14 protein-coding genes are annotated in these 12121 nt (G+C 56.5%); 7 read left to right on the top strand and 7 right to left on the bottom strand.

Translation table 11 applies throughout. The annotated features are described in order from the left end of the window. Positions 1-5: 5 nt before the first annotated feature. The 3 genes from mnmE to HW561_RS08980 all read right to left on the bottom strand — a co-directional run bounded on the left by mnmE (position 6) and on the right by HW561_RS08980 (position 3169). Positions 6-1292: a tRNA uridine-5-carboxymethylaminomethyl(34) synthesis GTPase MnmE gene (gene mnmE / locus HW561_RS08990; RefSeq protein ID WP_176863862.1), complete on the bottom strand. Its 1287-nt coding sequence runs from the start codon at positions 1290-1292 to the stop codon at positions 6-8. Between the two features lie 31 nt (positions 1293-1323). Continuing rightward, the gene (gene rho, locus HW561_RS08985; RefSeq protein WP_176863861.1) at positions 1324-2595 is read right to left on the bottom strand and encodes a transcription termination factor Rho; all 1272 of its coding nucleotides are present in this window, start codon (positions 2593-2595) and stop codon (positions 1324-1326) included. A gap of 124 nt (positions 2596-2719) precedes the next feature. Next, positions 2720-3169: a CopD family protein gene (locus tag HW561_RS08980; protein ID WP_176863859.1), complete on the bottom strand. Its 450-nt coding sequence runs from the start codon at positions 3167-3169 to the stop codon at positions 2720-2722. A gap of 403 nt (positions 3170-3572) precedes the next feature. Between HW561_RS08980 and HW561_RS08975 the strand changes: the two genes are divergently transcribed. Genes HW561_RS08975 through dnaQ form a run of 4 tightly spaced genes read left to right on the top strand, consistent with a single transcriptional unit; the run spans position 3573 to position 6307 of the window. Then, positions 3573-4172, top strand: coding sequence for a Maf family protein (locus tag HW561_RS08975; protein WP_176863857.1), 600 nt, complete (start codon positions 3573-3575; stop codon positions 4170-4172). Next, entirely contained in the window at positions 4169-5002 is an 834-nt protein-coding gene (locus HW561_RS08970; protein ID WP_176863856.1) for a shikimate dehydrogenase, read from the top strand. Before HW561_RS08975 ends, HW561_RS08970 begins: the two co-directional genes overlap by 4 nt. After that, positions 4999-5592, top strand: a complete 594-nt coding sequence (coaE, locus tag HW561_RS08965) for a dephospho-CoA kinase (protein WP_176863854.1) — start codon at positions 4999-5001, stop codon at positions 5590-5592. Before HW561_RS08970 ends, coaE begins: the two co-directional genes overlap by 4 nt. Further along, entirely contained in the window at positions 5585-6307 is a 723-nt protein-coding gene (dnaQ, locus tag HW561_RS08960) for a DNA polymerase III subunit epsilon (protein ID WP_176863852.1), read from the top strand. The genes coaE and dnaQ overlap by 8 nt, the downstream gene beginning before the upstream one ends. A gap of 25 nt (positions 6308-6332) precedes the next feature. Here the strand turns inward: dnaQ and secB are convergent, their stop codons facing one another. Both secB and HW561_RS08950 read right to left on the bottom strand, forming a co-directional pair. Further along, the gene (gene secB / locus HW561_RS08955) at positions 6333-6833 is read right to left on the bottom strand and encodes a protein-export chaperone SecB (RefSeq protein ID WP_176863850.1); all 501 of its coding nucleotides are present in this window, start codon (positions 6831-6833) and stop codon (positions 6333-6335) included. Between the two features lie 54 nt (positions 6834-6887). Further along, complete coding sequence (locus tag HW561_RS08950) at positions 6888-7388, bottom strand: FxsA family protein (RefSeq protein ID WP_176863848.1); 501 nt, start codon at positions 7386-7388, stop codon at positions 6888-6890. A 108-nt stretch (positions 7389-7496) separates the two neighbouring features. Here HW561_RS08950 and HW561_RS08945 point away from each other — a divergent pair, with 108 nt between their 5' ends. The 3 genes from HW561_RS08945 to HW561_RS08935 are packed head-to-tail and all read left to right on the top strand — an operon-like array spanning position 7497 to position 9780. Further along, positions 7497-8156, top strand: a complete 660-nt coding sequence (locus HW561_RS08945; protein ID WP_176863846.1) for a Tim44/TimA family putative adaptor protein — start codon at positions 7497-7499, stop codon at positions 8154-8156. Beyond that, a complete protein-coding gene (gene mltA / locus HW561_RS08940) occupies positions 8153-9193 on the top strand; it encodes a murein transglycosylase A (RefSeq protein WP_176863844.1) in 1041 nt (346 codons plus the stop codon). The genes HW561_RS08945 and mltA overlap by 4 nt, the downstream gene beginning before the upstream one ends. Next, a complete protein-coding gene (locus HW561_RS08935) occupies positions 9193-9780 on the top strand; it encodes a Smr/MutS family protein (protein WP_176863842.1) in 588 nt (195 codons plus the stop codon). The genes mltA and HW561_RS08935 overlap by 1 nt, the downstream gene beginning before the upstream one ends. On the opposite strand, the gene HW561_RS08930 is transcribed toward HW561_RS08935, so the two are convergent. After that, complete coding sequence (locus tag HW561_RS08930; protein ID WP_176863840.1) at positions 9777-10997, bottom strand: MFS transporter; 1221 nt, start codon at positions 10995-10997, stop codon at positions 9777-9779. The two genes, HW561_RS08935 and HW561_RS08930, sit on opposite strands and share 4 nt — an antisense overlap. Further along, a complete protein-coding gene (locus tag HW561_RS08925) occupies positions 10994-12091 on the bottom strand; it encodes an alpha/beta hydrolase (RefSeq protein ID WP_176863838.1) in 1098 nt (365 codons plus the stop codon). The genes HW561_RS08930 and HW561_RS08925 overlap by 4 nt, the downstream gene beginning before the upstream one ends. Between the last annotated feature and the right edge of the window lie 30 nt (positions 12092-12121).

Raw genomic sequence — 12121 nt, 5'->3', positions numbered from 1 at the left:
ACTCCTTACTTACCGAGACAGAAGCTGGAGAAAATCTCGTCCAACAGGTTTTCTACATCTATTCTACCAACCAGAGATTCAAGCGCTCGGATTGCCGTTCTTAGTTCTTCTGCAGCTATATCATACAATTCCGGACCTGATTCCAGAACCGTTATTGCCTGACCAAGTGCTTCTGCGGCTTTGTTAATCGCAACGCGGTGGCGTTCTCGGGTCGCAATACCATAACTTGTGGACCGATTACCAAGGGCACACGATATCTGGGATATCAATGTATCTATTCCCTGGCCAGTCTTACCGGAAATTCCACCTTCTGACTCAGCTCGAAGGTCAGCTTTCGGAAAAACCTGAATATCCCCGTCTTGCATCGTAACACCTAATTCACCGGGTGTATCCGCTAGAAACACACGCAGGTCCGCTGCTTCTGCCCGTTTGCGGGCCAGTTCAATTCCTAGGTTCTCGACGAAATCCTCAGTCTCTCTCAAGCCAGCCGTGTCCAACAAGGTTACTGGCAGGCCAGACAGATCCATCCGAACTTCGATCACATCCCGCGTGGTTCCGGCATATTCCGAGGTAATCGCTGCGTCACGCCCGGCCAACGCATTCAGCAACGTCGACTTTCCGGCATTGGGCAGGCCAATAATGGCTACCTCGAACCCGGTTCGAATCCGTTCCGCAATTTTGACGGCGTCTGCTTCGCGTCGGAGATCACCCATGACTGCGGTCACCAGCTGCTGAACCTCAGGGGTCACATCTGTCGGAACGTCTTCATCCGCAAAATCGATCACAGCTTCCAGCAAGGATGCTGCCCGGATAAGATCACGCCGCCAACGTTCGGCCAGCGCGCCCAACTCCCCTGCCAGAATGGTCTGCGCCTGTTTACGCTGCGCTTCGGTTTCCGCGTCAATCAGATCCGCCAGGCCTTCAACCTGAGTCAAATCCATCTTGCCGTTTTCCAAAGCCCGGCGCGTGAACTCGCCGGGTTCCGCAATACGCAAACCGTCGGTGTCCGACAGGCACATCAACACCGCATTCACCGAGGCGGTACTGCCGTGAATCTGTAATTCTGCCACGTCTTCGCCGGTAAAGCTCGCTGGCGCCTGGAACGTCAGGACCAACCCATCATCCAACCGAGAGCCATCCCGGTCACGCAGGGTTCGCAGGATCATTCCACGGGGTGGCAATTCTCCTCCTGTCAGGCCTTCGGCGGCAGAATGCGCCAACGGGCCGGACAGGCGGATGACCGCCACTCCTGCTTTGCCTTGCGCACTGGCCAAGGCGAATATCGTATCCATTCGAAGGCCTCGCGTCGGTGTAAGACCAGTGTCAGGTATTCATCGAGTCGAAGAACTCACCGTTCGTCTTGGTCTGCTTCAACTTGGATAGCAGGAACTCGATCGCGTCGGTTGTGCCCATTGGGTTGAGGATGCGGCGCAGAACGAAGGTTTTGGCCAGATCGCCCTTGTCGACCAGCAGCTCCTCTTTCCGTGTACCGGACTTGAGGATGTCGATGGCCGGGAACACGCGCTTGTCAGCGATCTTGCGATCCAGAACAATTTCCGAGTTACCTGTGCCTTTGAATTCTTCGAAGATCACCTCGTCCATCCGGCTGCCAGTATCGATTAGCGCGGTGGCGATGATGGTCAGCGAGCCGCCCTCTTCGATATTTCGCGCAGCACCAAAGAAACGCTTGGGCCGTTGCAGCGCGTTGGCATCCACACCACCGGTCAGAACTTTACCTGATGAAGGAACGACAGTGTTAAAGGCTCTACCAAGTCTTGTGATTGAATCGAGAAGAATAACAACATCTCTTTTATGCTCGACCAAACGCTTGGCTTTTTCGATAACCATTTCGGATACAGCCACGTGGCGCGTCGCCGGTTCGTCGAAGGTCGAGGACACAACCTCACCCTTAACCGAGCGCTGCATGTCGGTCACCTCTTCCGGGCGTTCATCGATCAGCAGGACGATCAGATAGCACTCGGGGTGGTTCTTTTCGATCGAGTTCGCAATGTTTTGCAGGATCACCGTTTTACCGGTCCGCGGCGGCGCCACGATCAGGGATCGCTGGCCTTTACCAATTGGCGAAACCAGATCGATCACGCGTGCCGATTTATCTTTGATGGTGGGGTCTTCGACCTCCATCTTCAGACGTTCATCGGGGTATAGCGGTGTCAGGTTGTCAAAGGCGATCTTGTGCTTGGCTTTTTCCGGGTCTTCAAAGTTGATCTTGGTCACTTTGGTCAGGGCAAAGTACCGCTCGCTTTCATCGGGGGCCTTGATCTCACCATCAACGGTATCCCCTGTGCGCAGTGAGTGCTGACGGATCATCTCGGGGGACACATAAATATCGTCCGGACCCGGCAGATAGTTCGCCTCGGGCGAGCGCAGAAAGCCAAAACCGTCTTGCAGTACTTCCAGCACCCCATCGCCACTGACAGTCCAGCCTTCATCTGCACGTTCGCGCAGAATCTGGAACATCATTTCGCCTTTACGCATGGTCGAGGCGTTTTCGATCTCCAGCTCTTCGGCCATGGCCAGAAGGTCTTTGGGGCTTTGGGCCTTGAGGTCGGCCAGATTCAGGGTTTCAGCTGTCATGATTATACGAACCTTGGCCGTATGAGGTACGGCACGGACTGGAATTTCAATTTGGAAGATACGGTACCCGGACGGGCGCGTTTCGCCCTTCATAAGCCTCCACGCGATCGGAGTCAAACAGGCCTCAGAATTTCAAAATAACCGCCAGAACGATTACCACCATCAAAATGGTCGGAACCTCATTCATCATGCGGTACTGGCGCCCTGTGAGCGTGTTGCGCCCTTCTGCGAAATCCTTCCGCCGGGCCATCAGCCAGTGATGGAACCAGGTCATGCCAATCACAGCAGCACCTTTGACCCAGGGCCAGCTCCAGTCCCAACCGACGATGCCGGGCGTAAAGACCATGATCAGCCCGCAGACCCAGGCCACGATCATCGCAGGGCGCATGATCACGCGCAGCAGCTTGTCTTCCATTTCAAAGAAGATCTCTTGTGCTCCGTCGACCGCTTGCGCTTTTTCGACATGATAGACGAACAGACGGGGCAAATAGAACAACCCAGCCATCCATGAGATTACAGCCATGATGTGCAAAGACTTCACCCACGGGTACAGCGTGAAAAGAAGATCGGTCATTTTGGCTCCGGGCATTGCTCGGAACTCTCCCTAATAAAAAAATAAGAAAAGAGAAAGGAAGATGGTTTTGTAGGGTGAGTAAAATCCGTGGATTACTTTTTTACCCAAGCGTTTTCCCCAGGTGGACAAAATTCATGGTTTAGAAGCGGATTCTGTTGGTAAGATAAATATATTATATTTATCAAATACTTAAGGAAGATACGCTTGATACCTTCTGGGGATAACCCGTTGGGTATCTAAGGAAATGTGGGTTATCCATCGATCACCAGTTATCCTTGTCCCAAATGGACAGAGTTTGAACGACTCAGGGAAGTTTTGCGCGAAAATCGAAGGCTTGCGTGTCAATCGGAAAACCATACAAAGCGTCCAAGAACACTCAACGATTTGTCACGGGGTTGTCCACATGTCTGTCCCCATCGTCCTTGCTTCGGGATCCGCCATTCGGGCGCAGTTGCTGAAAAACGCAGGCGTGCCGTTTTCCGTTCAGGTTGCGCGTGTGGATGAGGATACCATGAAACGCGCGCTTTTGGCTGAAGAGGCGTCTCCGCGCGACATCGCGGATGCGCTGGCGGAAATGAAGGCTCGCAAGGTCAGTGATAAAGTCCCGGGCGCCATGGTTCTGGGATGTGATCAGGTGCTGGATTTCGAAGGCCGTCTGCTATCGAAGCCAGAAACGTCCGAGGATGCGCTGGCGCAGCTCAAGGCGTTGCGCGGCAAGCGGCACATGCTGTTGTCGGCAGCCGTGATCTATCAAGACGGCGAACCGATCTGGCGACATGTCGGGCAGGTACGCCTGCGGATGCGGTCCAGTTCGGACGCATATCTGCGCGACTATATAGCGCGGAACTGGGATAGCATTCGTTACGCGGTGGGGGCTTACAAGTTGGAAGAAGAAGGTGTGCGCCTTTTTGCTGCCATTGACGGAGACTATTTTAACGTTTTGGGTATGCCGTTGTTAGAACTGCTCAACTTTCTGGCTGTCAAAGGGGTGATCGATCAATGACGGACTATCGGGTTCCTCTGGCCGGGGTGATCGGGCATCCCATCGGGCATTCCCGTTCGCCCAAGCTGCATGGTCATTGGCTGAAAACCTATGCGTTGCCGGGGCATTACATTCCAATGGACGTCGCACCATTGGATCTGGAAACGGTTCTGCGCGCGCTGCCCAAAGCTGGATTTGTCGGGGCGAACGTGACCGTTCCGCATAAAGAAGCGGCGTTGCGTCTGGCTGATCACGTGTCGGACCGGGCGACGGTCATTGGGGCAGCAAACACGCTGGTGTTTCGCGAGGATGGCTCGATCCATGCGGATAACACCGACGGATATGGTTTCATGGAAAACCTGCGTAGTGGTGCGCCGGATTGGAATGCCAAGGATGGTCCTGCCGTTGTGTTCGGTGCTGGCGGTGCCGCACGAGCTGTTTTGCAAGCGCTGGCCGAGGCAGGCGTGCCTGAAATTCTGCTGACCAACCGTACGCGCGCCCGAGCCGATCATCTGAAAGAGGAATTCGGTCAGCGCATCACCGTGGTGGATTGGGTACAGGCTGGAAATGTGATCGAAAGTGCGGAACTGGTGGTCAACACGACCTCTTTGGGTATGCAGGGGCAACCGGAATTGCGCGTTCCGCTGGATGGGTTGCAGCCGGGTGCTGTTGTTACTGATCTGGTATATGCACCGTTGAAAACCCATTTGTTGCAAACGGCTGAAAACGCAGGATGCACCACGGTCGATGGTTTGGGTATGCTATTGCATCAGGCAGTACCGGGTTTTGAGCGCTGGTTTGGCGTACGTCCGGAGGTGGATGCAGAAACCCGCGCGGCGGCCTTGGCATGAGTTTCGCCCTTGGCCTGACAGGCTCGATTGGCATGGGTAAAAGTACGACGACGCAAATGTTCGCAGACGAAGGCTGCGCGCTTTGGGATGCCGACGCTGCGGTGCACCGGCTTTATTCTGAAGGTGGTGCGGCAGTCAAACCAATGGGTGCAGCATTTCCATCTGCCATCGTAGGGGGTGCGGTTAGTCGCGACGCGCTGAAACAGATCATTTCAAATGATCCGGCAGTGCTGAGAACCATAGAGAGCATTGTGCATCCGCTGGTCGCGACAGACAGGAGCAGATTTCGCGAAAACGCGACCGCTGACATTCTGGTGTTCGACATTCCCCTGCTCTTTGAGACCGGAGGGGATATGGTGATGGACGCCGTGGTCTGTGTTTCAGCCTCGGCCGAGGAACAAAAGCGCCGCGTCATGGAGCGTGGAACGATGAGCGAAGCACAGTTTGACCAGATACGTGCCAAGCAGATGCCCAATGACGAAAAATGTGCGCGGTCTGATTTTGTGATCGTCACCGATACACTGGACCATGCCCGCGCGCAGGTGCAGGATGTGGTCAGGCAGATCAGGGCGGGGATGGCAGATGCGTGAGATTGTACTTGATACCGAAACCACAGGCTTTGACCCCGAAAGCGGCGACCGGATTGTCGAGATCGGTGCGATCGAGCTGTGGAACCATGTGGCCACGGGTGAAACCTATCATGTCTACATCAATCCTCAGCGGTCCATGCCCGAAGAGGCGTTTGGTGTTCACGGCATTGGACCTGATCTGCTTGAACCACCACGCCCACCCGAAAAGGGACAGGTCATATTGAAGGACAAGCCGGTCTTCGCCAAGATCGCGCAGGGGTTTCGCGACTTTGTCGGCGATGCGAAACTGGTGATCCACAACGCGTCATTCGACATGAAATTCCTCAATGCCGAGCTGGGCTGGCTTGGGATGCCTCCGATCCCAATGGATCAGGCACTGGATACACTGGCCATCGCGCGCAAAAGGTTCCCGGGTTCGCCCGCGTCACTGGATGCGCTGTGCCGCCGCTTCAATATCGACAACTCGAACCGGGTTCTGCACGGCGCTTTGCTTGACTCTGAAATACTGGCCGAGGTGTATCTGGAGCTGACAGGTGGTCGGCAACCTGATTTCGCCCTGTCCGCAACGAGTTCAACAGGGGCGGGTGGCGCAGACGAGTGGCGGCCGACGCCACGGGCAAATCCATTGCCATCCCGGATTACCGAGGATGAACGCGCAGCCCATCAGAAATTTGTTGAAAAACTGGGCGAAAGCGCCCTGTGGACCCGCGCCTGATCAGCTCAGGCACGGGTCGAATGCATCAGGCGTCTGTTTTTTGCGCCTGTTCGGCCTGACGGCGCATCAATTCGTTGCGATACAGCGACACGAAATCAATGTTGTCCAGGTTCACCGGCGGATAGCCACCGTCACGCGTAATATCGCTGACGATGCGACGCAGGAACGGGAACAGCATCCGGGGGCATTCGATCATCAGGAACGGATGCAACTGATCCTCGGGCACGCCCTCGACGTGGAACAGGCCGCAATAGTCGAGCTCGCACAGGAACAGGATGTCTTCCAGACCTTTGGCCTTGGATTTCAGGTTCAGTTTGATCGAAACTTCGTACTGATGATCTGCCGGGCGCTTTTTCGCGTCCAGGTTCACCTGAACTGCGATTTCGGGCTGCACGTCGCCGGACACACCCTTTTGGGCCATTACATTTTCAAACGACATGTCCCGGATGAATTGCCCCAGAACACGCATCTGAACCTGCGGGGCGTCTTGGGCCGCAGTGTTTTCTGCAGCGTTTTCTTCGGCCATGGATCTACTCCAAAATTGAAATTCGCCACTGCTTAGCAAGTTGGGCGCGGCACCTCAATGCTGGTGGGGCCCTTCCACCCATTTGGAGGGCATTTCCGGGTCCTTTCGGGGACGAACTTCGGTGAATTCTCCGTCAACCACATCGCCCTGATCAAACGGTGTGCCCCTGTTCTGGAATCCGGGGCCGGGGCCCATCTGGAACTGGGCGACGGTTACTTTGGATTTCAGATAGCGGAAGACTGTAATCCGGATGGCCGGAACCAATAATGCAAAACCAATGGCATCGGTGAAAAAACCGGGTGTCAGCAGCAATGCGCCCGATAATAATATCATTGCACCATGGGCCAGAGGTTCGGTCGGATCACCCAGTTCGGCAAAGGAACGCTGCAACTGTCCCAAGGCCATGCGACCTTGTGTCCGCACCAGAACAGTGCCCAAAACCGCAGTCAGGACTACAATTGCAAGAGTCGGCCACAGACCGATCAGACCACCAACCTGAATGAACAGGGCGATCTCGATGATCGGAACCAACAAAAAAGCCAAGAACAGGTACATTTGCGTTATCCTTTACCATAGGCGGGGCTGTGGACTTGCCACCAACTGTCACCTACATAGTGGCATGAGGCCGCGTACACAAAGTCCCGGTTCTGAAAAGAGGATGAAATGAACAATCCCATGATCCAACTTTTGGTGCTTCTTGGCATTGCTGTTTTCCTGATCATACGCCTGAAAAGTGTATTGGGCACGCGCGAAGGTTTTGAAAAGCCGCCACTGCAACAACAGCCCGACGCCAACAACGCGCGCCGCGATTTCGAGGTGATCGAAGGCGGCCCGGATCATGACATCACGGACCACGTGCCCGAAGACAGCGAACAGGCCCAAACTCTGGCGGCGATGAAACGGGTCGAGCCCGGTTTCTCGGTCGGTGAATTCGTTCAAGGTGCCCGCGGCGCTTATGAGTTGATCGTGATGGGCTTTGAAAAGGGTAATCTGGATGAGATCCAGCCCTTCCTGTCGGAAGAGGTGTTTGACACCTTTGTGTCGGTCGTCTCTGCCCGCGAAGATCAGGGCCTGACGATCGAGGCTGAATTCGTCGGGGTGCGTGAAACCACGCTAGCCGATGTCCGGTTCGACAAGGACTCCAATCACGCTGAGATCACCATGAAATTCGTGGGCGAGCTGACCTCGGTCGTGCGGGACAAGGGCGGCGATATCATCGAAGGCAACCCCAACACCATCAAACGCCAAAAGGACAGCTGGACCTTTGCCCGAGTCATGGGCAAAGACGACCCGAATTGGCTGCTTGTCGCCACGGACGCATGATTGCCACGCTCCGGTCGCTATTATTGGTCGGTGTCATGACCACTGCCAGCGCCGCCGGAGCCGAGGCGACGCGATCCATACTGTCGTTCGACGATCTGCAGGGCTGGGCCGATGATGATCACGGCGCGGCCCTGTCCGTTTTTCTGAACACCTGTGGTGATTTGGTTGATCCGGACTGGCGTGCTTTGTGCGCTGCGGCAAAGACCTATGAACCTGATGCGGCGCGTGCGTTCTTTGAGTTGTTCTTTCGGCCCGTGCTGGTCGAGGACGGTAAAGATGCTTTGTTCACCGGTTATTTTGAGCCGGAACTTGACGGCTCCCGTACCCGTTCGGATCAGTTCAGATATCCGATCTACAAGATGCCGCCCGAGGCGCGCGAGGCTGGGCAATGGCTTAGCCGTCGCGATATTCTGAGCGGTGACGTGATGCAGGGCCGTGGTCTTGAAATCGCGTGGGTCGATGACCCGGTCGAGCTGTTCTTTCTGCAAATCCAGGGCTCGGGCCGGGTTCGCTTGCCGAATGGCAAAGCGTTGCGCGTCGGATACGGGGGCGCAAATGGGCATCCATATCGCTCGATTGGGGTCGAGCTGGTTCGGAGTGGTGTTTTGGGGGCGCATGAGGTCAGCGCCCAGATGATCCGCGCCTGGGTCCGCAAAAACCCCGAAGCTGGCGCCGAGCTGTTGTTTCACAATCCATCATATGTGTTTTTTCGCGAAGTGTCGCGCGTGGCGCCCGAGTTGGGGCCGCTGGGGGCCATGAACCGCTCGGTGACAACGATGCGCAGCATTGCGGCCGACCCGGCCTATACGCCGCTCGGTGCGCCGGTCTGGGTGGAAAAGGACGGCAAGACCCCATTGCGGCGGCTGATGATCGCACAGGATACCGGATCGGCTATCAAGGGCGCGCAACGGGCCGATATTTTCTTCGGCACTGGCGATAAGGCTGGGCAAGCTGCAGGTCGGCTGAAGGATCCGGGTCGAATGATCGTGTTGCTGCCGATCCAGCGTGCCTACGCGCTGTTGCCGGATGAGTTCTGATGACCCGACGCAAACTGACGACGGACGAAATCGATCTGTGGCGCAAAGTGGCCAAACAGGCCGAACGGATGCACCCGGACATCCCGCAGACAGTGCACCCTACATCCCTGCCCAAACCCACGCCCAAAAAGCACCCCAAGCCCCGGTTCGAGGCTTTTGAGCTGGGACAGGCCCACCGGGCCCAACCGTCCAGTAACAATTTGAAACCCTCAGTGACTGAAACGTTGCGGGCGACTCCGGTTCAGATGGACACCAAGGCATTTGGGCGCATGAAGCGCGGTAAGCTCAGGCCCGAGGGCAAGCTTGATCTGCACGGGATGCGGGTCGATACGGCGCATCCCGCGCTTGTCCGGTTTGTCCTGACCGCTCAGGCGCAAGGCAAGCGGTTGGTTCTGGTGATCACCGGCAAAGGCAAGGATCGTGATGAATACGGCCCGATCCCTACCCCGCGTGGGGTTCTGCGCAATCAAGTGCCGCAGTGGCTGTCGTTACCGCCATTGGCGCAAGCTGTTATGCAGGTGACACCCGCCCATATCAGCCACGGTGGAGATGGTGCGTATTACGTCTATTTGCGGCGCACTCGTTAGAGGGTGCGAACGGCCCGGGAAGTGCCGATCCGGGCCAATATGCAAACTAAAATGAAGAATCCTCCGACCCATAGGAACTGGGTACTCAGTGAGATACCCTGATCGATCAAGACGCCGGTCAGGCCGGGGCCAATTGCGGAGCCCAACACTATGACAGCCGTGGCCATCGCCTTGATCGCACCAATATGCCTCGTGCCGTAAAACTCGGCCCAGAATGCGCTGGGCAATGTGCTGTTTGCTCCAACGGTCAGACCTAAGAAAATCAACCCTGTCATGGCGCCACCGATTGATGTGGACGTTGCCAGGACGGCAAAGCCAATCGCCATGGGAAGTTGGTAGTAGGGCATTATGCGTGCTGTGCCCCATCTATCCAAGGCCCAACCCGCCGCGAACATCGAAAGCAGCGAAACCCCGGTATAAATCGGAAATAGGGTCACCAGCTGGATATGCTGCCAGCCCTTGACCTCGGCGAAGTGGACCTGATGAAAGAAGAAGGCTGTGATGAATGCGGATGGTCCAAGCACCGCGGGCGCCATGAACCAGAAAAGCGGATCACATAGCGCCTCGCGTCGGGTCCAGTGGTGGCCGCGCATACCCGTAGAGGAATACGCGCTGCTCAGGCTTTGCGGTGTCCGTTCCTGACGCAGCAATCGCGTCAGAATGGGTATCCCGAGTATCGTGATGCCTGCCGCGACGCCCCACAACCAGCGCCAATCCAAAAACACCATTGCGGACACAAAGATCAGGGGCAGCAATGCTTCGCCGATGGCAAACCCTACCGAGGCGATCGAAAGGGCCTTACCGCGCGTGGCGGTAAACCAGCGGGCCATGGCGACCATGGCAAGATGTGTACTCATGCCCTGACCGAACAGACGCAACAACAAGATTGCCACTGGCAGCAGGATTACCCAGGTATTCAGCGCCATGGCCAGTGCTGCCAGTGCCAGACCTGCCAGCACGACCAGTCCCAGAACACGTACGCGAAAGATGTCGGTCAATCCGCCTGCCCAGATCATCACGATGGCAGATACGGTTGTGCCCAACGTATACAGCCCGCCCCAAGCCCCATGGCTCAGCCCAAATTCCGAGCGGATTTCACCCGCGAAGATCGAGATGAAAAAAGTCTGACCAAAGCTGGACAAAAAGGTCAGCAACACACCAGCGCCCAGCCAGGTCGCGTTCTGATACAGGTACTGACGCAGATTGAACTGCGTCACGGAGCGCTGACCTGTGCCTGTCCTGTCTCGGTCAACACGATTTCCGTGGCGCCATCAGGGCTTCGTTCGCTTGGCGGAACCAGTCCGTCGATCCCGGGCCGATCTCGCCCGAACGTGCGGTTGACGCGTCGAACAGAGCTGAGGATGGACAACAGCGCAGGTGAGGTTGCTGCCACGAAATGCGACGAACCTGCGTCACTGTTGAAGGCCGTCGTATCTATGACGCTGATCGGGTAATCCGCCAGCTGTTCGACCGAGTCGATATTGCCCAGACGTTTACTGTCGGCGGTGCCGCGCAACCGGGCAGAGATATTCAGGACCTTGTCCTTCTGCGACACCATCACGACAAACGGGTCCGGTGGATTTTTGATGCTGTTCATCTGCGTGCGAAACAAATCCACATCCAGATCGGGTGAAATCAGAATGACGCCTTCGATGTTTTTACGTGACCAGCCCGGTTGACGTAGCTCAGCCTGGCGCATCATCTCCATCGTCAGGGCGCCCCCCATGGAATGCGCCACAATGTTTACGTGCTTTACGCCCATGGATTTCAGCTCGCGAACGGTCCGTTCCAACCCGTCACGGGCAAACAGCATGCTGTCCAGATCGTAAGCGTAACCCGCCCCGCGCGCCTGACTGGGCCAGGAATATATCAGGATCGATCCGGGAATCCCGATGTCATGGGCCAGTTGTGCTGCCCGGAACGCCGTTTCTGTCTGCGTCGCGTTGTATCCGTGGACAAATACGGTGACATCTTCGACGCCCCGCAGCCGACCTCCCAAATCCTGCGGCCCCGAGAACTCGGTAACATCGGCCAGAACGAACTGTTTGGCGGGGTTCGGGTTCGCATACGAGAATTTCAGGGTTCCCGGCGTGCGGCCTGGCGGAATTGATACCGTCATCTCGAGAAACCGCAGCGTTTCGGCACGGCGATACCCATAGGACCCGTCAGCCTCTCGGGCGCGGGATGTCGCGGCAAAGACGGTTTCCGGTGTGCCGACGCGCAGCGCGTCTGGCACCGTCTCGGAAACCGAGCGGTCCACGCAAGCACTTAAAGAAACGGCCGTCAGCAAGATGAATAGATAGCGCAGCACACTCAGACCTCTGGATGTCTGGGGCTACGC

Origin of the sequence: Ruegeria haliotis (assembly GCF_013377785.1) — a bacterium.
Classification (GTDB): domain Bacteria; phylum Pseudomonadota; class Alphaproteobacteria; order Rhodobacterales; family Rhodobacteraceae; genus Ruegeria; species Ruegeria haliotis.
This window is presented reverse-complemented; position numbering and strand designations above follow the sequence as displayed.